The sequence below is a fragment of the Candidatus Manganitrophaceae bacterium genome (genome assembly GCA_012960925.1).
Taxonomy (GTDB): Bacteria; Nitrospirota; Nitrospiria; order SBBL01; family JAADHI01; genus DUAG01.
This window is the reverse complement of record DUAG01000048.1, coordinates 1-20433: the sequence shown is the minus strand read 5'-3', so window position 1 is coordinate 20433 and position 20433 is coordinate 1. Positions and strand designations below refer to the sequence as shown.

General features: G+C 49.2%; 22 protein-coding genes and 1 pseudogene. 17 read left to right on the top strand and 6 right to left on the bottom strand.

Features of this window, described 5'->3' with window-relative positions:
* Position 1 precedes the first annotated feature (1 nt).
* Entirely contained in the window at positions 2–1582 is a 1581-nt protein-coding gene (locus EYQ01_07730) for a SagB/ThcOx family dehydrogenase (GenBank protein HIE65685.1), read from the bottom strand.
* A gap of 214 nt (positions 1583–1796) precedes the next feature.
* Positions 1797–1994: a hypothetical protein gene (locus EYQ01_07725; GenBank protein ID HIE65684.1), complete on the bottom strand. Its 198-nt coding sequence runs from the start codon at positions 1992–1994 to the stop codon at positions 1797–1799.
* 298 nt (positions 1995–2292) lie between these two features.
* Here EYQ01_07725 and EYQ01_07720 point away from each other — a divergent pair, with 298 nt between their 5' ends.
* The 4 genes from EYQ01_07720 (at position 2293) to coaBC (ending at position 5731) form a co-directional block, all read left to right on the top strand.
* Positions 2293–3171 (top strand): YicC family protein, encoded by an 879-nt coding sequence (locus EYQ01_07720; protein ID HIE65683.1) that lies wholly within the window; start codon positions 2293–2295, stop codon positions 3169–3171.
* Between the two features lie 94 nt (positions 3172–3265).
* Positions 3266–3913 (top strand): guanylate kinase, encoded by a 648-nt coding sequence (locus EYQ01_07715; GenBank protein ID HIE65682.1) that lies wholly within the window; start codon positions 3266–3268, stop codon positions 3911–3913.
* Positions 3914–4094: 181 nt separating this feature from the next.
* Complete coding sequence (gene rpoZ, locus EYQ01_07710; GenBank protein ID HIE65681.1) at positions 4095–4445, top strand: DNA-directed RNA polymerase subunit omega; 351 nt, start codon at positions 4095–4097, stop codon at positions 4443–4445.
* A gap of 68 nt (positions 4446–4513) precedes the next feature.
* Positions 4514–5731 carry a bifunctional phosphopantothenoylcysteine decarboxylase/phosphopantothenate--cysteine ligase CoaBC gene (gene coaBC, locus EYQ01_07705; GenBank protein ID HIE65680.1) on the top strand — a complete coding sequence of 406 codons (1218 nt, stop codon included), beginning with the start codon at positions 4514–4516 and terminating at the stop codon, positions 5729–5731.
* 354 nt (positions 5732–6085) lie between these two features.
* On the opposite strand, the gene EYQ01_07700 is transcribed toward coaBC, so the two are convergent.
* Complete coding sequence (locus tag EYQ01_07700; protein HIE65679.1) at positions 6086–6352, bottom strand: hypothetical protein; 267 nt, start codon at positions 6350–6352, stop codon at positions 6086–6088.
* A 515-nt stretch (positions 6353–6867) separates the two neighbouring features.
* Here EYQ01_07700 and EYQ01_07695 point away from each other — a divergent pair.
* The 7 genes from EYQ01_07695 to EYQ01_07665 all read left to right on the top strand — a co-directional run bounded on the left by EYQ01_07695 (position 6868) and on the right by EYQ01_07665 (position 12559).
* Positions 6868–7680, top strand: a complete 813-nt coding sequence (locus EYQ01_07695; GenBank protein ID HIE65678.1) for a hypothetical protein — start codon at positions 6868–6870, stop codon at positions 7678–7680.
* Positions 7681–7824: 144 nt separating this feature from the next.
* Positions 7825–8565, top strand: a complete 741-nt coding sequence (gene tsaB / locus EYQ01_07690) for a tRNA (adenosine(37)-N6)-threonylcarbamoyltransferase complex dimerization subunit type 1 TsaB (GenBank protein HIE65677.1) — start codon at positions 7825–7827, stop codon at positions 8563–8565.
* Positions 8566–9126 (top strand): ribosomal-protein-alanine N-acetyltransferase, encoded by a 561-nt coding sequence (gene rimI / locus EYQ01_07685; protein ID HIE65676.1) that lies wholly within the window; start codon positions 8566–8568, stop codon positions 9124–9126.
* Complete coding sequence (locus EYQ01_07680; protein ID HIE65675.1) at positions 9114–9431, top strand: DUF465 domain-containing protein; 318 nt, start codon at positions 9114–9116, stop codon at positions 9429–9431. The genes rimI and EYQ01_07680 overlap by 13 nt, the downstream gene beginning before the upstream one ends.
* Before the next feature lie 190 nt (positions 9432–9621).
* On the top strand, positions 9622–9879 hold the full coding sequence (locus EYQ01_07675; GenBank protein HIE65674.1) for a twin-arginine translocase subunit TatB: 258 nt from the start codon (positions 9622–9624) through the stop codon (positions 9877–9879).
* Between the two features lie 13 nt (positions 9880–9892).
* Positions 9893–10618 (top strand): twin-arginine translocase subunit TatC, encoded by a 726-nt coding sequence (gene tatC / locus EYQ01_07670; protein ID HIE65673.1) that lies wholly within the window; start codon positions 9893–9895, stop codon positions 10616–10618.
* A 3-nt stretch (positions 10619–10621) separates the two neighbouring features.
* Positions 10622–12559, top strand: a complete 1938-nt coding sequence (locus tag EYQ01_07665; protein HIE65672.1) for a hypothetical protein — start codon at positions 10622–10624, stop codon at positions 12557–12559.
* Here the strand turns inward: EYQ01_07665 and EYQ01_07660 are convergent.
* The 3 genes from EYQ01_07660 to EYQ01_07650 are packed head-to-tail and all read right to left on the bottom strand — an operon-like array spanning position 12531 to position 16154.
* Positions 12531–12935, bottom strand: coding sequence for a M67 family peptidase (locus EYQ01_07660; protein HIE65671.1), 405 nt, complete (start codon positions 12933–12935; stop codon positions 12531–12533). The two genes, EYQ01_07665 and EYQ01_07660, sit on opposite strands and share 29 nt — an antisense overlap.
* Before the next feature lie 41 nt (positions 12936–12976).
* Positions 12977–15220: a ribonuclease R gene (gene rnr, locus EYQ01_07655; protein HIE65670.1), complete on the bottom strand. Its 2244-nt coding sequence runs from the start codon at positions 15218–15220 to the stop codon at positions 12977–12979.
* On the bottom strand, positions 15204–16154 hold the full coding sequence (locus EYQ01_07650) for an integron integrase (GenBank protein ID HIE65669.1): 951 nt from the start codon (positions 16152–16154) through the stop codon (positions 15204–15206). The genes rnr and EYQ01_07650 overlap by 17 nt, the downstream gene beginning before the upstream one ends.
* Positions 16155–16393: 239 nt before the next feature.
* Here EYQ01_07650 and EYQ01_07645 point away from each other — a divergent pair, with 239 nt between their 5' ends.
* From EYQ01_07645 to EYQ01_07620, 6 genes and pseudogenes are all read left to right on the top strand, one after another.
* Positions 16394–16699 carry an HNH endonuclease gene (locus EYQ01_07645; GenBank protein ID HIE65668.1) on the top strand — a complete coding sequence of 102 codons (306 nt, stop codon included), beginning with the start codon at positions 16394–16396 and terminating at the stop codon, positions 16697–16699.
* Between the two features lie 54 nt (positions 16700–16753).
* Positions 16754–17599 carry a GIY-YIG nuclease family protein gene (locus EYQ01_07640; GenBank protein HIE65667.1) on the top strand — a complete coding sequence of 282 codons (846 nt, stop codon included), beginning with the start codon at positions 16754–16756 and terminating at the stop codon, positions 17597–17599.
* A gap of 70 nt (positions 17600–17669) precedes the next feature.
* Positions 17670–18056: an HIT family protein gene (locus EYQ01_07635; GenBank protein ID HIE65666.1), complete on the top strand. Its 387-nt coding sequence runs from the start codon at positions 17670–17672 to the stop codon at positions 18054–18056.
* Between the two features lie 4 nt (positions 18057–18060).
* Positions 18061–19089: an HNH endonuclease gene (locus EYQ01_07630; GenBank protein HIE65665.1), complete on the top strand. Its 1029-nt coding sequence runs from the start codon at positions 18061–18063 to the stop codon at positions 19087–19089.
* A gap of 130 nt (positions 19090–19219) precedes the next feature.
* Positions 19220–20012 (top strand): annotated as a pseudogene (locus EYQ01_07625) (site-specific DNA-methyltransferase).
* A complete protein-coding gene (locus tag EYQ01_07620) occupies positions 20009–20371 on the top strand; it encodes a hypothetical protein (protein HIE65664.1) in 363 nt (120 codons plus the stop codon). Before EYQ01_07625 ends, EYQ01_07620 begins: the two are co-directional and overlap by 4 nt.
* Positions 20372–20433: the final 62 nt, after the last annotated feature.

Below are 20433 nucleotides of genomic sequence, written 5' to 3'. Positions count from 1 at the left end.
GCTACCCCTTCGCCTCGGCGAGGGGTCTCCCCAGGGTCGTAATATATACAATAATTTGATCGAGAGACAAGCCTAGAAGGGCATTGACTTCATCGTCGTAAAATCCGCCGATGCCGCTGACCCCCAATTGAAGCTGGATGGCCGCGAGATTCATCCGTTCTCCGATATGGCCAGCATCAAGGTGGAGGTACCGGTAGGCGCGGTCGCCATGCCGCTCCAGGGCCTTTCCGAGGTGAGCGACATGAATCACCAGGGCGGCCGCGTCTCTCGCTAGGGTTTGTCCCAGGCAAAAATGCCATGTCAGCTTACGGTAGTCTCCCGGACGGGTCATCCTGAACGCCCGCTCCAGAGGGGCATAATGGTAAATCCCTTCTGCGAACCCGACCACTTTCTGAATCACCAGGTAGGTCTCAAGAAGCGATGGATCAAAAAGAGGGGGCGGACGAAATTTTAGAGGAAGATAAGCGTACTCCAGAATGGAAGCCAATTCATCCTTTAAGAGGGCCTCTCCGGAAAAAACACGTGTTGATCGACGGAGAAGAATCGTATGTCCCACGCCCTCTTTCCATTCGATCGGCAGACTCGGCATGAGGGTGGACTCGTTTAACACCGCCCGCTTCTCCTCCAGGCCGACAGAAATATCCTCGACCGCAGGCTCCATTCTCAGGTCAAGACGTGCCGCTTCCGGAAGCTCGGCAGGCGACCTTTGCATGTTTTTCACAGGCAGAATAGATGAGGTATGATGAAGGCGATGAAAAAGCTCCGGCATCTTCTCTTCTTCCACCCGTTCATTCAGGGATTTTGCCGTTGGCGTCGACTTGATCTTATCAGGATCCAGGCTCTTTCCCTGGGGCAAGGCAATTACCATTAAAACCCCCTCCTTGGATTCGTCCAGGAAAAGGAGGTGGTTTAAAAAAGGGTCAATAAAACCACCGATCGGATAGGGGGAAAACCCCCCTTCGGGGGCGTAGGCGATTACGTTTCCAAGAACATGGCCGGTATCCAGAAGAATCCGCCGATAAGCCCGCTCACGATACCTCCAGACGCTTCTCTGGTAGACCGCTGTCATGATCATCAGGAGGTTTGACTGGCCAAGGGCTTCATGGCCAAGACAGTACTGCGTGATCTTATCCCAAAAATCCCCTTCCCATACGGGTACGAGAGAATGATCCTTTACCTGGAAGTTATAGATCCCGTCATTTATCTTTGGCATCTTCCGGATCGCAAGATAAATCTCGGTTGGATAAAGGCCTCCGGCCGTCGGCGCTGCGCGCAGAACCACTGATTGTCCATGGGGATATTTCAGAATTCCGGTCACGCCATTTGTAAAGTAAAGGAGCCGGGATATCGGTCCCAAGCCAGAGGCATACGCTTCTTCTCCCACCGGAGCCATCGCCTCTCCCGTGAAAGGATTGTTCTTGAAAGGGAGATAAGACATCAGGTCGATTTTCTTGTCACTGTGATAGGATTTGAAAGGGGAAGGCGTGCTTGCCCAGTCGAGAGGCCTTTGATGCTTTTCCATCTCCGCCTCATTGTATTTTGTTTCCTGATGATAGATTTCTGAAATCGGTTTCTTTCTCATCTCCAATCAGCCCTTCCGCCTGTGTCTGAGATATTTTTATTTAGATGTAATGGAGCTTAATAAATAAGCGATGGCATGTCAATCGAAGCGGAATAACCGGGGCGCCCAAGAGGACGGAAGAAGATAATACCATAGGGGATTTTAAGAAAAGACCTTGGAAGAAGACGAACCAGTCCGCGATCCGAGGAAAGAACCTGAAGAGCGCACAGGGATGCTACAGGGTTAGCTTCCCTTCTTGTGATGCGATAATGTCTGATACGCGAAGTCTTCTCCGAATTTCTTCCATGGCAGAAGCAAAATCGCTGAAAACAGCCTTATTGATCCAAAGATCTGATGGACCCTTCGGGTCTGCATTCGCGTCGGCCACAATGTAGCCTCCCTCTGCTTTTTCCAGGAGGATCTTCTCTGTCATAGCAACACCTTCCCTTGGGAGACTCTCTTTACAGAAAGTCTTTCATTCCACGTTGAACACTTATTAGCGAGCGTAATCCTCGCCGCTCTGCGGCGGGCTTTCTCAATGATAAGCACATCTGACATAATGCCTTATTATATCATGGGCGTTTTAAGTGGCAGGATCCATCCACCTGTCACTCTTTTGGTCCCCCTCACCATTATCATATGAATGAAAGTGCCGTCAAGTCCGATAATTGACAAGATTGGACTTAACCCGCTATAATTCTCGTTTATATCTTGAGTCCAAAGGTATCGATATGATCCAAAGTATGACTGGGTATGGAAGAGTGGAAGGACATGTTAAGGATCGTTCTTTTGTTCTCGCGCTTCGATCAGTCAACCATCGATACTGCGATGTTGTTGTTCGGCTTCCGAAACAGTTGATGCTCCTTGAAGACACGCTTAAGAAGAGGCTCCAGGGCGCATTTTCGAGGGGACACATTGAACTTTCCGTCAATACCTTCGGGTCACCGGAGCCTGAGAAACGCTTAACGCTTGATCTTGAATCGGCCGAGACCTATTATCGCATTTTAAAAAAGATGAAGCAGAAGCTTCATCTTCCCGGCGAAATAGACATCAGTCTGCTGAGCCGCTTTAAGGAAATCGTTGCCGTTGTTGAGCCCCGTGAAGAAATTGAACCCCTGGTTCAGGCCCTTGAAAAAGCCTTGGACCGTGCCATTATATCACTTGGAAAGATGCGCCGGGCAGAAGGGAAAGCCCTTGCAAAAGAATTTTCAGGGCGCCTTCAGACCTGTTCCAGCATACTCTCTCAGATCGAAAGTTGTGAAAAGCGCGTGGTCTCTGCATATCACCAGCGCTTGAAAAAACGTGCTTCGGAACTTTCTCAGGGCCTTCAGGTCGATCCGGTCCGCCTGAGCCAGGAGGTTGCCCTCTTTGCCGAGCGTTGCGACATCAGTGAGGAAAGGTCTCGGTTGAAGACGCATCTCGTCGAATTCCGTAAGATGTTGCAGAAAAAAGAAGCCGTCGGCCGTGCGCTTGACTTTCTAATTCAGGAGATGAATCGTGAGGTGAATACTATCGGCTCAAAAGCAAACGATGCAAGCATTTCTCTCAACGTTGTTGCCTTGAAAGGGGAGTTGGAAAAAATGCGTGAGCAGGTTCAGAATATCGAGTAAGTCTTTATCAGACCGCTTTCCCGTCTTATTTTCCATGACGGTCTTGGTCTCAATCTCTTTCAGAAGATGAGGAGACTTGTAACATTTGGAACATATTAACAGAAAGGGCATCCTTTTTGTCGTCTCGGCCCCTTCCGGGGCGGGAAAGACAACCCTGTGCAGAGATGTTGCCAGAAAGGTCGCGAACCTTCAATACTCGATCTCCCATACCACCCGCCAGCCGAGGCCGGGGGAAATTAATGGGGTCGATTATTACTTCGTTGATGAGGCCGCCTTTCAGGAGAAGATTGACACGAATGATTTTATTGAATCGGCCAAGGTCCATGGGCATTTTTATGGAACGTCACGAGAATCATTAAGTCACCGGATTGACCAGGGGATTGATGTCATCCTTGACATCGATACTCAAGGGGCCATGATCCTCAAGAAACACTACAGTGAGGGGGTCTTTATCTATGTTCTGCCCCCATCCTTTGAAGTCCTGGAGCAACGATTGCTCGATAGAGGACTGGATTCCAACGAGGAGATCTCCAGGCGCCTTCAAAAGGCTCGGGAAGAGATTTGGAATTATCGGCAGTACTACTATCTGGTGGTTAATGTGGAGTATAGCGAAGCGCTAAAAAAACTGGAATCGGTTATTATTGCAGAGCGGATTAAGATGAAACAGATGGATCTCGCATGGATCGAGGAGACTTTTATCAAGCATCTAAGCATAAAACAGGATCAGGGCGGAGGCGACTAACGGCACACCCCTCTTTGGCTTCGCGAGACCCATTCCTCCATAGCGGCGTTGTTGTGGTGCTCGAATCCTCACGTAAAAAGACTACGCTCCGGTTCTGCGCTCCTCACGCCTTGACCTGAAGCAAAATAGTGGCATGCAAATTAGTTGCAAAATTCATAAATAAAAACAAAAAAGGAGTACCATGGAAATCGTTTCACTTCCGATTGATATTGATAAGAAAACAATAGGTTCGAGGTTCCGCCTCGTCATCATTGCTGCACAGCGGGCCAGACAACTCATGGAGGGGGACAGGCCGACCCTTCAGGAAATTCAGTATGTCAAGGAGACCTCCACCGCGGTTGAGGAGGTTGTGAGTGGGGGGCTGGAGATCCTTTACGGAGAAGAGGCGCAGGAGGCGCAGCGCGAAGCCAATCGGCTTCGTGAAGAGAAGCGCGCCCGTGCGATCCTGGATGAACGGGAAGAGGCCTTATCAGGCGAATTAAGAAAGAACCTGAATATCCAACTTGCTGAAGCGCCGCCCACGGCAAGCTGAACGGTTACAATGAGTGAAGGAATCGCAGATCTCCCCTCCACAGGCCGGGCACATCACAAGAGGCGCAATTGCTGAAGGGAAAGAAGATCCTCCTCGGGATCACAGGGAGTATCGCTGCCTACAAGGCCATCCATATTCTGAGACGATTGCGCGCGGCCGACGCGGAGGTGAGCGTTGTGCTGACTTCGTCGGCCCACCGGTTTGTCTCTCCGCTGACCCTGCAAGTCCTGTCCAACGGCCCGATCTATACCGATCTGTTTGACCCCCGCAGCGAAGTCATCCATCTGACGCTGGCCCAGGAAGCCGATCTCATCCTGATCGCCCCTGCCACGGCCAACTTTATCGCGAAAATGGCCACCGGATTAGCCGATGATCTCTTATCAAACCTCCTCCTCGCAAATACCGCGCCAATACTTCTTGCCCCCGCAATGGATCTGGGAATGTGGGAACATCCGGCTGTCCAGGAAAATGTCATGCGCTTACGGCTTAGGGGCGTCCACATTCTTGAACCTGAAGTGGGGCCGCTTGCATCGGGAAAAGAAGGAAAAGGCAGACTCGCCGATGAAGGGCTGATCGTGGCGGGGGTAATAGATATTCTCTCCGGAAACAAGGAGCCGGAAGGCTGGGATATCAGCCTGAAGGATGAGGTCATCCTGGTCACGGCAGGCCCGACCCGGGAGCCGATTGATCCGGTTCGGTTTATCTCCAATCGTTCTTCCGGAAGAATGGGATATGCTCTGGCGGATGCCGCACATCGCTGTGGAGGACGAGTCATCCTGATCAGCGGCCCGACAGCGCTTTCCCCGCCTCCAGGGGTAGAATATTTTTCGGTGGAGACGGCGGCAGAGATGAAAAAAGCGGTTGACTATTATTTTGACCAGGCCACCGTCGTCATCATGGCGGCCGCTGTGAGTGATTATACCCCCAAGAATATCTCGGCAAAAAAAATAAAAAAAACCGAGACGCCAATATCGATCCCGCTACAAAAGACCGAAGATATTTTAAAGAGACTCTCCTCCAAAAAAAAAGAGCAGATTCTTATTGGATTTGCCGCCGAAACCGAAGACCTGATTCAAAACGCGCAGCTTAAACTCAAGAACAAAGGGCTTGACCTGATTGTCGCAAACGATGTCACCCAGAAGGGCGCGGGGTTTGATGTAGAGACAAATATCGTTCAATTAATCGACCGGGATGGCCAAATCACAGCCCTGTCCAAAATGCTTAAGACCGAGCTGGCCCGCTATATTTTGCGAGAGATTAGAACGATAAGGGAAGGACAAAAGTAAATGTTCTGGTTACCACCGTTTTTCTTCCAGCAGAGGGGCGAAGAGCGCAACCCCGCAAGGGAACCTCTGATTAAGTCTGGGTTGGTGCGCATAAGAACAGTAAACTCGCTTTGCTCGACTCCGCTGGCGGGGCTTATCCGAAGTAAAGCTCCACTTGTATTGAAGAAACCCTCCAGCAAGCTGGAGGGTTTCTTCAATTTTTTGGGAGATAAAATGTTTCGATTCAAGGTGCAAATCGTAGAGGATGGTTCTCGCGAAGCCATAGCCTGCTACTTTCAAGATTTTCAACCCAGAAGCGTTACATAAGTGCCCTGAAAAAATAACTCATGACTTATTCAGATGTTCCTAAGGTATTCAGAGGGCGCTGAGTTCTCTTTGCAGCCTCGTCGCGAGTGCTGCGGCTTCCCCTTCCTTAGAGATTCCCTCCTCAATCATTTCCTTGAGGTATCGGTTTGTTCCCACCTTCTGAACAAGATTCTCGAGAAAAGGGGCCGGGTCCCCCGTTGCGATCTCCGTCAGAGACTGAATCAGATCGGGGTCAAGCGCGATAGAATATTCGCAGACAACCAGATAGGCCGGATAAACCGGACCCGACAGCTTTTCAAAGCGGATATAGCTCACCCTGTTTCTCCTTATATATCGTCTTAAAGTAAGTTTAAGAACCTCTGATTAAGTCTGGGTTGAGTTTTTCAGGAGATAAAATGTTTCGATTCAAGACGCAAATCACAGCGAATAGCCCGCTATTTGGAAGAACCATGCCCTAAAGGCGAGGATTCTTCAACCCGAAACGAAAAAGATCTTTATCTGTATTCGCTCGCTAACTCCGTACGCTAGTTATGCGTGTTCAAGATTTGCAACGCAGAAGCGGGACATTCTTGCCCTGAAAAAATAATTCATGACTTATTCAGAGCTTCCTTTATCAACCTTGGCAAGTGAAACCTTGCCTAGAGTCCCCAAGATAAGATAAGTCAGGACCATTATCAAGTGCTATTTTGAATTATACGCGACTCCGGATCCATTCCATCGATCCCTGAATTTTATTTTAACTTCCTCCGCTTTAAGATATAATAAAGCCGATACGCTCCTAAAAAGCGTTTGGGTGAGCTTCCTCAACCAGGGTAGGACTTTCAAAGCACATGCGTGTCCAAGGTGGATTCGACAAAGAAGGCACGGTAGGCCTCCGGAAACAGAATCGTCTCCTCTGGATATTGGTCTTGCTCTTTCTTTCTTACGGCTGCACGAAACAAGTTCGTTCAACACCGACGACCGTCAAGAAAGATACCTCGTTGGAAGGACTCCTCAAGCTCTATCAAAACCGCATGAAAGCGGGGTTCGGCATCAAGGCGCTCATGAAGGTTAAGACACAGCGCCCACATCAGGGGGGACACAGCTTTCTGGCCAGTTGGCATTCTGAAAAGGACACGACCCTGGTTCGAGGGTTTAACCTCTTCGGGGGAACCCTTTTCGAGCTTCATCTGCAAAATTCGACCTTTTTTTTAAGGATACCGTCAGAGAATAGGCGGCTTGAGGCCCCTCTCGATGAACTCGACCAGATGGCTGGCAGAGAAATCCCCTTCGCATCACTTGAGCTCCTGGAATGGGTGAAGCGGGGCGGGGTTCCACATGTGGCGGAATCAGTCATCCCTGCCCTCGAAAAGGGAGACGATCTTTTTATCCTCTACCTGTTCACGGTCGAACAAGGCAGAGCCAGACTCCAGGAAAAGGTCTGGATTGAGCGCTCAGCGTTTTGGGCAAAGAAGGTTGAACTCTTCGACCGCACAGGTCTGCGACGCGGCGTCATCCTCCTGGATGATTACCGGCAGGTGGGAGGCCATCATTTTCCATTTTCTATCCGTGGAGAAACAGGAGGTGAAACGGTCTCTCTGAACTTCAGAGAGGTTTCCTGGGTACCGCCACCTCAGAATGAACCGAGCGAAAAGAATCAATAAAAGTAACTCTTCAGGTCTCCTGAATAAGGCTTCAGGACAAGACGCGAGGAGCGCAGAACCGCAAGGTATGGTTTATACGTGAGGATTGAAGCACCGCAGCAACGCTGCCATGGAGTCTTAGATGGGTGAGATAAGTCGTTACAAATGAAGATACTTGCGATTGAAACCAGTACCCTGGCAGGGGGTGCTGCCCTGATGAACGAAGCGGGCTTGATCAGTGTGTGCCATCTTGAGCCAGAGGCACGGCATTCCGAACAGCTCCTGACGGCCATTGACCGACTTCTGAAGGAGAGCAAGATCTTATTGTCTGATCTGGATGGCATCGCTGTTTCAATCGGCCCCGGTTCCTTCACCGGCTTACGCATTGGCCTCGCGACGGCAAAGGGTCTGGCCATGGGGACCGATATCCCAATGGTATTGGTGCCGACGATGGAAGTGATCGCCGCCGCTTTTCCCGAAGCCAAAGGTTTAACCGTACCTATTCTTGACGCGCGCCGGGAAGAGGTTTACTGGTCCTTATTCGATTATCGTCAGCAGAATCTCATCCGGCACAGGCCCGACCAGGTCACCACAGTCCGGAAGGCCTTGGAGGAGATCGACCGCTTTCTCCTTGAATCGGCAGATCCGGCAACCGATGAGATCCTCTTTGCCGGTGATGGGGCGGTGAAGTATCAAAAGTACATTGTCGAAACCATTGGCCCGCGTGCACGCTTTCCGTCTCAGGACCCTCTTTTCCCTTCAGCGAAACAGGTGGCGGAACGGGGACTGCTTCTGCTTGAGAAGGGGGAGGTGTGCTCGCATGAGCAGGCCGTCCCCCTCTATATGCGCGCCCCTCAGGCCGAGTTGAAATGGAAGGCCGGTCGCGGTAAAATAAGATCGAGTTAGATGGAAACCTCAAACACCTTAAAGGAATGCCGCCTAGGGCAAAGGCGTATGATGCTAAAAAAATCGATATCCGCCAATTTCGTCTTGAAACCTATGGATGAAAGCGATCTCGATCCTGTCATGAGGATTGAGGAGCTTTCTTTTCCCTGCCCCTGGAGTAAAGGGATGTTCCTCTCTGAGTTTAATAAGCATCCCTATTCCCGGTCTTATATCGCTGAAGAGAAATCCAGCGGAGAGCTCGTCGGCTATGTGCTTTTCAGCCTGGTATTTGAGGAGCTTCATATTTTGAATCTGGCCGTACACCCAGCATGCCGGAGGAATGGGATTGGAGAAAGCCTGGTCTCTTTTGTCCTGGGGATTGGCCGAGATCAACAAACGGCGAAAGTCCTTCTGGAAGTTCGGGCTTCGAATAATTCCGCCTTAGCCCTATATCAAAAATTCGGATTCAAAGAGATCGGCATTCGTCGCAACTATTATTTTAAGCCAAAAGAAAATGCCTTGCTTTTACAGTTTGATTTTGAGAAAACGGTATCAACGGAAGTCAGTCGATGGTCAGGATGAACTTATTGCCCTCGCCGTCTTTGATTTGTTTAGAGGGTCCTTACGTATCTCAAATAGGAGGGTTCGTAATGGTGGAAGAGACGCAGATGATTAATCAGTTACGTGAGACAAACAGGCTGTTTCGGAGTCTGGAAAAAAAGCACCATGCGCTGGAGGCGTCGCTGCATGATTTGAATCGTCACAAGACCTTGTCCGCACAGGAAGAGCTTCAACGGAAGAGGTATCAGAAGGAAAAGCTGGCCGCCAAAGACACCATGACTCAGATGCTTCGGAGGTATGAGGCTACGCGAAAGACAGATCTCTAAAGAAACCGCCGATGGCTGACGCGAGACCCATCCGCCTGTAATACTGCGTTATCGCCCGCAAAGGCTCCTCAACGTACAGACGTACGCCTCGATCGCCCTGATAGGCCTCTGGCCTTGTCTTGCAGGCAACTTGACCGTTTCTCCTCCTTCGGGGTGTTGAGTACTAGCGAGAAGAACTGGGAAAGAGACTATGTTTGGTATTGGAATTCCAGAATTGATTGTTATTTTGTTGATCGCCTTTGTTGTGATCGGCCCGGAGAAACTCCCGGACCTCGCACGGAGCCTGGGGAAGGGCTGGTATGAAATCCGGCGGGCGACGGAAGGGGTCCGGTCGGAGATCGTAAAGGAGGGGGAAAAGATTAACGATGAGTTGGAAGAGGCCTCTCAATCTCTAAGAGAAGCAGGGGAAGGAGGCGCATCCACTGGTGAAAAGACCGGCCAGCCCTAAGGATGCGGCAGAGATGCCCTTCACCGGCCACCTCCAGGAATTCCGTTCCCGTTTGATTGTATCGCTCTTCATCCTGATCCTCAGTGCAGGAGTTTCTTTTTATTTTTCAGGGACGCTTCTTGCGTGGCTCAAAAGACCGCTCGATACTGAACTGATCTTCCTCTCCCCGGCAGAGGCCTTCTGGTCGGACCTGAAGATCTCGCTCTTTGTCGGTTTTCTCTGTGCATTTCCAGTGATTCTCTATGAAATTTGGCGCTTTATTGCCCCGGGACTCCTGCCGCATGAACGGGGGGCTTTCCTTCCCTTTCTCGTTTTCGGGGTCGGGTTTTTTTCCCTCGGTCTGGCTTTTTCCTATTTCCTTGCCCTCCCGTTCGCCCTCAAGTTCTTGATCGATTATGGGAGGGAAAGCGGGTTGACGCCGCGAATCTCGGTTTCGATGTATATTGATTTTAATCTCAGGCTTCTTTTGGCCTCCGGGTTCATCTTTGAATTGCCCCTCGTGATGATCCTCCTGGCAAAGTTCGGTTTGCTCACACCCGACTTCCTTTCCAGGAACCGGAAGTATGCCGTGATCGGCGCGTTTGTGATCGCCGCAGTGATCACGCCGACGCCCGATATTTTCAACCAGTTGATGATGGCCGTTCCGCTTCTGTTTCTCTATGAAGTCGGCATCATTGCCGTCCGCCTCTTTGGCGGACGACTGAGACGTTCTGAGAAACAAGAATCGGAAGGGAATTAAGCGATGAGTGTACGCAAGCTTGCCATAATCTTCCTCTTACTAATCCTTGCAGCGGGAGCCTTCTTTTCATTGAACAAGCCGGAGCCCCTCTCTTTTCCCTTCGCGGTTCCTATCCAGCTGCAGCCCGGCTACCTTCCTCCAGAAAAAGGTGTCACCCTCTACCCAACGCAGGGCCCCTTTGGCATCGGCGTCATCCAGACCCTTGAAGTCGGTTCCGATGGAACCCTGTTTGTCGGCACCTACGGGGAGGGTCTCTTCCGAAGTCAAGATGGCGGCATACGCTGGAAACCGGCCAATCGTGGCCTAAAAGACAAGTTCATCGTCAATTTAACACGTCTGGAAGGAGGGAGACTTTTTGCGGGGACGATCCGGGCCGGGCTGTTCATCAGCCGGGACAACGGGGATCATTGGGTCTCTGCCAACGATGGCCTGCCGAACAGCGAGGTTCAGTCGATGCTCACCCTGCCGGGGGGGCGCCTCTTTGCCGGAACCGGTCGGGGCGTTTATGTCAGCCGGAATGAGGGGGGACATTGGGAAGCCTTTAATGAGGGATTGTCGAATGTTATGATTCGGGATCTTGTCGCCACGAAAGATGGAACCCTCTTTGCCGCCACACAGGGCCGAGGCCTTTTCAGACGGAAACCGGGTGAGGCAGAGTGGGTTCAAATGACTCGGGGTTTTCACTACCGGGGGGTAGAGGAAAGGATCGTCCGTGCCCTCGTCCTGGGCCGGGATGAGGCCCTCTTTGTCGGGACACTGGGTGCAGGAATCTTCAGAAGTCAGGATGGGGGCCAAACGTGGGAAACGGCAAATGCCGGCTTGAAGAATCTTTCGATCCGCTCTCTCTCGGTCGATGGGGCAGGCACCCTCTATGCCGGGACGGGCGAGGGGGTCTTCTATAGCAAGGATGAAGGTGCCTTCTGGACCTCTTTAGGCGAGGGCTTAAGCAATATTCATATCCACTCCTTCATTGCGCGTAAAGACGGCACGCTCTACGCGGGAACCAAGGAAGGACTCTTTCGCGGTCGAATTTCAGCGTCATGGGAGGACCTTCATCAAGGCTTGCTTATTTCCCCGATTCGGACCCTGGATTATGGCCCAGAAGGGATTGCGGTTGGAACCGAAGGAAAGGGAACCTATGTCAACCTCCGGGACATGTGGGCCTCCGACAACATCGGTCTGGTGAACCTTGTTGTCCGGGCCATGGCGCGAGGAAAGATCTTTCTGTACATTGTAACCAACGACGGCACCTACCAAAGACAGCTTGGACGGCATCGCTGGGAGCGTCTCAAACCGGATCTCCCGGCAGAAGCGCTTTCGATCGGGGTCGATGCGGCAGACCGGGTTTATGTCGGAACGGCGGCAGGACTTTTTCAATACGCTGAAGACGGCAGTGCCTGGGAGCGCATTGACTCGATCCCCGCCGAACCCGTCATCCGCATGTCTGATGGCAAGGCTGGGGTCCTTGCCGTAACCACCGGCGGAATATGGGTGTTTCCATCACAAGACAATACGGGGTGGATGCAGATCACGACGCCTCCCGAGATCTCGTTCAAATTCGCCGTCTGGGGGAAGGGAAGCCAAGTTCTCGCAGCGACCGATCACGATATCTGGGCTGGGGATATTGAAGGAAAATGGAAAGCGCTTGAAGGGACCCTCCCTGAGGGGACCCGCATTTTATCCCTGGCTCTGTCCCCGCGTAACCGGAACCTTCTCTATGCCGGATCAGACCGGGGCCTCTTCTGGAGTCCGGACAAGGGACAAAATTGGCACCTCGCACTGCTTTATCAAGGGGAGCCCTTTGAAAAACAGGTCAACGCGGTCTTACCCACAAAAACAAGCGGCCTCTGGCTGGCGACCGAAGAGGATGGCGTGATCATCGGGATCGACCGCGTAAAGAAAAGCGGCTGGCTCACGGGCCTTCTATCACTATTTCAGTAATCTTCTCATTCACGATCTGAAAACCCCGGACCTCGGGTTTCTCTTTTATCTCCAAAGAAATGATCAGATAAGTGACCTCTGGATAGAAGGCCAGCCGGACATCCGTGGCAGAGGGGGTGGCGGGGGAGTGGGGATGAGAATGATAGATCCCTGAAAGTTCGGTCCCGTTTTTCCGCATCGCCTTAAAGGCCTTAAGCTGTTCTTTCGGGTCCATCACATAACGAAAACGCCGGTCTTGAGGGACCTGCATGTCGGCAATCTTCGGATCATCCGCCGGCAGGTTTGCTATAGGGTATATCTCCTCAATCTTCCCCTCTTTTCCCGCCAGGAGCCCGCAACATTCAAAGGGTGCGTCTGATTGGGCATGGGAAATCATCTGATCCAAAATATTTTTTGGGATCTTCAGCACATGGGTCCTTATCTCTTCTTTCCAGGTTTGGATTTTTTGCTCCTTTTTTGCTTCCCTCCACGCCGCCCAGGAACTTTTTTCTTTAAAGCAGCAGGTTGTTTTCGCCTCTTTTCTTCGACGACGCTGAAGTCGATCTGAAGGTTCTCCAGATCGACCTTCTCTACACAGATCCGGACCGGGTCCCCCAGGCGAAATTGGCGGCGGCGCTTGGCCCCGATAAAGCAATGCCGACCCTCATCGTAGTGGTAATAATCGTCATGCAGCGCGCTGACATGAACCAGCCCTTCTACAAAAAAATCCTCCAACTCTACGAAGAAACCATAGGGGGCGACTCCGGAGATAAAACCGGGATAAAATTCTCCGACCTTATCTGCCATAAATTTCACCTTCTTTCTCTGAATCACATCCCGTTCTGCCTCGACGGCAATGCGCTCCCGGCGAGAGGTGTGTTGGGCGATCTCCACAAGTCGCACGTTCCAGGCTTCTTTTTCCACCGCCTGCATCGGAGCCTTCATGACCCGCTTTAATAAGCGATGGACAACCAGATCGGGATAGCGCCGGATGGGTGAGGTAAAATGGGCATAGACCTCAGAGGCAAGCCCGAAGTGGCCTTTATTTTCGGCCGAATATCGCGCCTGTTTCATCGTCCGAAGGAGGACCTGATGAATCAGGCGTTCCTCCGGTTTCCCCTTAACCTCTTCCAGGATCTCTGAGAGCTCTTTGGGCTGAATCCTTTCAAGCTTGCGGGGCGTATAACCGAAAACCTTGATCAACTCGTTAAAATCAGAAATCCGGTCGGGATCGGGCGTTTCATGAATCCGATACAAGAGCGGTATGTTCCGATCCGTCAAATAGCCGGCGACGGTTTCATTTGCGGCGAGCATGAACGCTTCGATGATCTGGTGCGCAACATTTCGCTCCTCACGGATAATATCAATCGTCTCCCCCGTTAGATTTAGAATGATCTCCGGCTCCGGGAGATCGAAATCGAGACTCCCGCGTGAAAGGCGGTTTTTTCGGAGCTGCATCGCAAGCGACAGCATCCCGTCGAATTGCGGCAGGAGCGCGGCATAGCGTAACCGGGTCTCGCGGTCGCGGTCCTCACATATCCTGGCAACGGCGGTATAGGTCATGCGTTCATCACTTCGAATCACACTTTCGTAGAGCCGCTCACCGACCTGATTCCCGGCCGCATCAAATTCCATCTCGGCGGTCAGGGTAAGGCGGTCCTCCTTCGGTTTCAGGCTGCAGATACCATTTGATATTTTTTCCGGGAACATAGGAACCACCGTATCCGGGAAGTAAACCGAGGTCCCTCTCTGATAGGCCTCCCGGTCCAGGGCAGTCTCCTGCGGGATGTAATGGGCGACATCTGCAATATGAACCCAGAGGCGATACCCGCCCTGAGTCGTCTTTTCAATTGAGATGGCGTCATCAAAGTCACGTGCCTTTTCTCCATCAATCGTCACCGTCGGGAGCGCGCGGAGATCGACCCGTCCCTCACACATCGCCGGGGTCACCCGGTCTTCTATATGGGCCGCCTCCCCCATGACCTCTTCTGGAAAATTCCGAGAAAGACCGCAGGAGGAGATGACAATCTCCGTATCGATACGTGGATCATCCGGTCTTCCAAGGATCTTGACGATCTTCCCCTCCGGGTTACGTCCGTCTTTCGGATAGACCAGAATTTGGGCCGATACGACATCCCCGTTCTTGGCCGACAAGGTATTTTCAGGCAAAACCAGGAGATTCTGGCGAACCCGTTTATCCGAGGCAAGAACAAAACAAACACGGCGTCCCACCTCAAACCGTCCGACGAGAATTTTATGTGCCCGTTCGAGAATCCGGATGATAGACCCTTCGCGCCGCCCACCGGACTTGAAGCCTTCAATTCGGGCGACAACCCGATCCCCATGCATCGCCCCATTCATGCGGCGCTCCGCGATGTAGACGTCTGTTTCCCCTTCCTCTTCTGGAAGGATAAAACCATAGCCGTCCCGATGTCCCTTCAGGCGCCCAGAAACCAAGTTCATCTTGTCCGGAAGACCGTAGCGGTTTCCCCGAACCTTGACGATCATCCCCTCCTGAATCAAGGTCTGGAGAAGATCTCTGACCTCCCTGCGGGCCTCCATTGGAAGATCGAGCTGCCGCATCAACTCCTTCAAAAGAAGCGGATGGTCCGATTTCTGATTCAATTGTTCAAGAATAGTTTCTTTGTTCAACCCTGTTCCTCTCTCAGACCCCCAACCCAATAAGTGGACTCTTTATCCCGCTGAGATCTTTTCTCAAAACATGTGTGTAAATTTCTGTCGTCGTGACGTCCTTGTGCCCTAATACCTCTTGAAGCACACGTATGTTCACTCCGGACTCCAGAAGATGCGTCGCGAAAGAATGCCTCAGGGTGTGGCAGGAGACCCGTTTAGTGATGTCGGCACGTTCACGCGCTGAAGAAACCGCCTTTTGCAGGGCCGACTCATGAATGTGGTGGCGACGTATCACGCCACTACGCGGATCTTTTGAACGGATTTTTGATGGGAAGACATATTGCCATCCCCAGGTCTTGGCTGCACTTGGAATTTTTCGCGCAAGGGCATCTGGAAGATTTACTTTTCCATATCCCATTTTGATATCTTCCTTGTGTAGGGTTTTTACCCGCTCAAGATGTACCTTCAATATACCGTGCAAGGGTTCGGGCAGGAGTGTCGAGCGGTCCTTGTTCCCTTTTCCGTCCCGGACAAGAATCTGTTTGTTGTCAAAATCAAGATCATGGACGCGTAATCGCAAGACCTCCATCAGGCGCATCCCGCTCCCGTAGAGGAGTTTCGCCATCAATTGATGGGTCCCCTCAAGGGCTTTTATCAGTCTGGCGGTCTCATCTCGGCTCAGAACAGTTGGAAGCCGTTTCGGCTTCGTTGTCCGTACCGGATCAAGCTTGTCATCCATCGAGATTTGCAAGACCTCTCGATACAGAAACAGGATGGCATGCATCGCCTGATTTTGTGTTGAACGCGCCACATGTCGATTGACGGCAAGGTGGGTTAAAAAGCGCTCAATTTCATATTTCCCCATCTCCTTCGGATGTCGGGTCCCATTAAATTTTATGAACTTCACGATCCAACTTACATAGCTCTTTTCGGTGCGAAGTGCATAATGATGATAGCGAAGCGTCTCCCGAACCTGGTTCATCAGCCTCCCCGGTTTCGGAACATATTTCTCTTTGACTTTTGCCCGCTTGTATGGCATACACAACTCTATCGGTCTAAGAAAGAAGTGAATAATTGTCTCTGTACGTTGTTCCGCATATAGTAACTTAATACACAGAACAATTTCCATATAATAATGTTATAGCGTTAATATGTGGAATAATAATCAGTATAAAAACAAGTTATACGCCCTTTGAGGAAGCGGAAGAGAGAAGGCTTGAAGTGAATAATTGGAACATCCCTGATTGGTTAGAAAGAGAGGTCAATGACCGAGACAGGAACTGCGTCTATTGTCGCATTGAATTTGGGTCATCGAAAGAGTCAAGAAAAGCTACAGCAACATGGGAACACATTGTTAATGACGCTAGAATAATCAATCGGGAAAACATCGCCAGATGCTGTTTCTCGTGCAATGCGAGCAAAGGCGCCAAGAAGCTTTCCGATTGGCTCGAATCCGACTATTGCAAGAAGCGTGGAATCACGAAGGACACAATCGCTGAAGTGGCAAGAAGGGCTCTTGTTTCTTAGTCGAATACTCTTGGCTCGGGTGAATAAAATAACTGTTATACATAGGATAAAATTATGGCAACGGCAACATTAAAAATATTTCTTGCATTTGGAGATCCAAAACGTTTGAGAACCGCAGAGCTTTCCAATTGGACGGGTAAAGCTGTAGCAGGTCCCAGAAGCGAGTTTGAGAAAGTTTTGAAGCGTGAAGAATCACTAAGCCCAGGTGTCTATTTCCTTACGGGCATAGATCCTGATACCAACAAAAGCGCAATTTACATTGGTGAAGCTGAAAGTATTGGAGATCGAATTAAAAGCCATTTATCAAAAGACTTCTGGAACAATGTCGCTTTTTTCATATCGAAAGATGAAAATCTTACCAAGGCGCATATTCGGTATATTGAGGGCCGATTAATTGAAATAGCAAAATCTGCTGATAGATCAGTTGTTATGAACAGCCAAGGTAGTGGCGCAAAACTTCCAGAATCAGATAGAGAGGACATGGAGATATTTCTTGAAAAAATGCAGCAGGTTCTGCCGGTGCTTGGAATTGAGGCATTTGTTCAAGCTGCATCGAAGGTTGAAAGTGAAGCGGAAAAAGAAATGCTCACATGCAAAATCAAAAACGTTGTTGCCTCTGGCTACCTGACGCCCAATGGGATTGTGGTCTTAGCAACGTCAGAAGCAGTACTCGAGGAGCGTGGCTCTGCCAAAAAATGGCCAAGTGTCATGGCTCAAAGGAACAAGCTAATCGAAGAAGGAGGGCTTGTTAAAGAAGGTGACAAACACGTTTTTGTTAAAGATACTGAATTCTCAAGCCCCAGTTCTGCAGCAGCAGTAATTCACGGCGGCAGCGCGAACGGCCTCATAGCATGGGTAAATGCGAATGGTAAATCTCTCAAAGACTTGCAAAACGTATAACAAGGCTAATTCAGCCGACGCAAAAAAGCCGCGCGGCTGATTAGCAGCGTTAGCCCTCAGAAGGAAACATATGGAAGAAGAAAAAACAGAATGCCTATTCTGCAATATTCCAAAGGAAAGAATTATTGCAGAAAATAAGTACGCTTATGCTATACCCGATGGATTTCCAGTAACTGAACGGCACTCACTAATTGTCCTAAAACGTCATGTCGGTGAATATTTTGGCCTGACAAACAATGAACTGATTGGTTGTGATTCATTGCTACGAGCCGTAAGAGAAGAAATCCTTGCAGCGGATGATTCTGTAGGTGGTTTTAATATCGGGATGAATTCTGGGGCAGTTGCAGGTCAGACCATCTTCCATAGTCACATACACCTAATACCAAGAAGAAAAGGAGATGTTGCTAACCCAAGGGGTGGAGTCAGGCATGTGATACCAGGAAAAGGAAATTATTGATTACATGCCCAGGCCATTCGTATCAAAAGAACCACAACTAGAGGATTATTGGAGAGGGATAATCCTTTTTGGTAGAAATGTGGCCAGTTATAAGTTTGCGTTGGCAAAATCACTATTGGAACTTCAACCAAAATCTGGAGAGCTTATAAAGCTAGGTGATCTTGCACCAATCTATTCCAGGCATCTGTCCGAACATATAAAGAATTCAGACAAACAAGGGACATCGAATAGTAGTAAGTTGCTTGATGGATGCAGGAAATATAATTCTGGCGAGATAATTCAAGATGAACTCACAGAAGTAACAATTCGTTATGGATTTAACAATGTCATTGATACTTTTCATGTAGTTGGTCAGGGTGAGGTACCAAAGCGCTTCTATATTGATGAGCGCAAAGAAAATAAAGGCATCCGTATTACTGATGAATTTACTAATCTTTTAAATCGTCAGCAATTTGTAAATTTACCTCAAGAGGTAGAAGCACGATGGAGGCTTGTAGAAACAGCATGGGAGTTAGGCGTATCCAGAAGCCTTGTTTCGATTGGCTATGATAAAAACTCTGAATCTCTATTTGCATTAGATAAACGGAAAAGAAGAAAGTCAGTTACCGGAAGTCGTGATGCATTGAATGGGTATCAAAAAGGAAAATGCTTCTATTGTTTTACAGATATTTATATTGACGTATCAAGCTCCTTATATCCCGATGTTGATCACTTCTTTCCGCATACTTTAAAGCAGCAGGGCTTCAGTGGCATAATTGATGGTATATGGAATCTTGTACTGTCTTGCCAGAAATGCAATCGAGGGGCGGGCGGTAAATTTGATCGTATCCCCACCATCCGACTTCTGGAGAGGCTTCATAGAAGAAACGAATTTCTTATTTCTAGCCATCACCCTTTGCGGGAAACGCTTATTCAACAAACAGGCGCATCGGAAATGCAGAGAAGTGAGTTTCTGAATGGCTTTCACTCTAAAGCGTGGGTAACACTAATTCATCAATGGGAGCCAGAAGAAAAAGATGCTCCATATTTTTAACAAGTCAAGGGCCAACAAGTCGCTCAACCAGACTCGGAATCTCTGCTCTAATTTTGGAAGCAGTCTTTTCCTCGCGGGTTAGCTCAAACGTTATGTGTCAAAAACAATGGCCGTATAACAAAGGAAATATATGAGTAAGAAAGAAAGTAAGAAGTGCCCTGATGATTTTCTCGATAAATTTATTTGTGGGGACACTGTTGACGTAATGAAAAAAATCCCCGATGGCAGTATTGATTTAGTTGTTACTTCGCCTCCATATAATCTGAAAAATTCTACTGGGAATGGAATGAAAGATGGCATTAATAAATGGGTACTCACATTACAATGATAATATGCCACATGATGAATATTCGAAATGGCAAAGAGATTGCTTGACAGAAATGTTACGAATAATACCTGAAAATGGAGCTATATTTTACAACCACAAATGGCGTGTGCAAGCAGGTTTACTGCAAGATCGAAATGATATTATTTCAGATTTTCCAGTAAGGCAGATTATCATTTGGAGAAGAAAAGGGGGTATTAATTTTAACCCCGGATATTTTCTTCCAACATATGAAGTAGTTTATTTGATAGCAAAACCGGAATTTAAACTTGCAAAAAAAGCCAATGCTTATGGCGACGTATGGGAATTTATGCAAGAAAGCAAAAATCAACATCCGGCTCCTTTCCCTGAGGCTTTGATTGATAGGATTATTTCATCAACTAATGCAGAAACTGTTTTAGATCCATTTATGGGGTCTGGGACAACTGCTTTAGTGGCAAGAAAACTTGGTAGGCAGTTTATTGGTATTGATATTTCTCCAGAATATTGTGAAATGGCACAAAAGCGCTTAAATGATCCAATGTCTGTATCAAAACCCAAAATAGCTAAACAATCAGTAAAACAAGCAACCTTGTTTGATTCTCGGGAATTAAAATGAAAACATATACTAAAGAAAGCCTCATTGAAGCATTGGAAACTATCCGTACCCAGGGCTGGATTCCAACAGGACGCAAAAATAATGATGGTGGGGTTGGCAATACTCTTGAAGATTTATTAGGTATAGAGGAAAACAATTTACCTTTACCAAATGCGGCAGAATGGGAATTGAAAGCTCAGAAAAAGAACACAACATCATTGGTTACACTCTTCCATATGGAGCCATCACCAAGAGCATTTAAGTTTATCCCCTCAATTTTGCTTCCAGTGTTTGGGTGGAAGCATAAAGAAGCTGGGGAAAAATATCCCGATACCGAAAAAAGTTTCAGACAAACTATCTGTACAAAGAGTTATAACTGAAAGTGGTGTATGGAGGGCTTGAAAAAAAGCGGCGTATCTGGTTGATTTGAAACTGCGAATGA

Bases quoted from the DNA above. Each gene is read 5' to 3' on its own strand.
- EYQ01_07730 (HIE65685.1), bottom strand. From the start codon at position 1,582: ATGAGAAAGAAACCGATTTCAGAAATCTATCATCAGGAAACAAAATAC.
- EYQ01_07660 (HIE65671.1), bottom strand. From the start codon at position 12,935: ATGATTTCCCATGCCCAATCAGACGCACCCTTTGAATGTTGCGGGCTC.
- tatC (HIE65673.1), top strand. From the start codon at position 9,893: ATGCCCTTCACCGGCCACCTCCAGGAATTCCGTTCCCGTTTGATTGTA.
- EYQ01_07620 (HIE65664.1), top strand. From the start codon at position 20,009: ATGAAAACATATACTAAAGAAAGCCTCATTGAAGCATTGGAAACTATC.
- rimI (HIE65676.1), top strand. From the start codon at position 8,566: ATGGAAACCTCAAACACCTTAAAGGAATGCCGCCTAGGGCAAAGGCGT.
- EYQ01_07665 (HIE65672.1), top strand. From the start codon at position 10,622: ATGAGTGTACGCAAGCTTGCCATAATCTTCCTCTTACTAATCCTTGCA.
- EYQ01_07630 (HIE65665.1), top strand. From the start codon at position 18,061: ATGCCCAGGCCATTCGTATCAAAAGAACCACAACTAGAGGATTATTGG.
- EYQ01_07725 (HIE65684.1), bottom strand. From the start codon at position 1,994: ATGACAGAGAAGATCCTCCTGGAAAAAGCAGAGGGAGGCTACATTGTG.
- EYQ01_07675 (HIE65674.1), top strand. From the start codon at position 9,622: ATGTTTGGTATTGGAATTCCAGAATTGATTGTTATTTTGTTGATCGCC.
- EYQ01_07640 (HIE65667.1), top strand. From the start codon at position 16,754: ATGGCAACGGCAACATTAAAAATATTTCTTGCATTTGGAGATCCAAAA.
- EYQ01_07650 (HIE65669.1), bottom strand. From the start codon at position 16,154: ATGAACCAGGTTCGGGAGACGCTTCGCTATCATCATTATGCACTTCGC.
- EYQ01_07695 (HIE65678.1), top strand. From the start codon at position 6,868: ATGCGTGTCCAAGGTGGATTCGACAAAGAAGGCACGGTAGGCCTCCGG.
- EYQ01_07635 (HIE65666.1), top strand. From the start codon at position 17,670: ATGGAAGAAGAAAAAACAGAATGCCTATTCTGCAATATTCCAAAGGAA.
- tsaB (HIE65677.1), top strand. From the start codon at position 7,825: ATGAAGATACTTGCGATTGAAACCAGTACCCTGGCAGGGGGTGCTGCC.
- EYQ01_07680 (HIE65675.1), top strand. From the start codon at position 9,114: ATGGTCAGGATGAACTTATTGCCCTCGCCGTCTTTGATTTGTTTAGAG.
- EYQ01_07720 (HIE65683.1), top strand. From the start codon at position 2,293: ATGATCCAAAGTATGACTGGGTATGGAAGAGTGGAAGGACATGTTAAG.
- rpoZ (HIE65681.1), top strand. From the start codon at position 4,095: ATGGAAATCGTTTCACTTCCGATTGATATTGATAAGAAAACAATAGGT.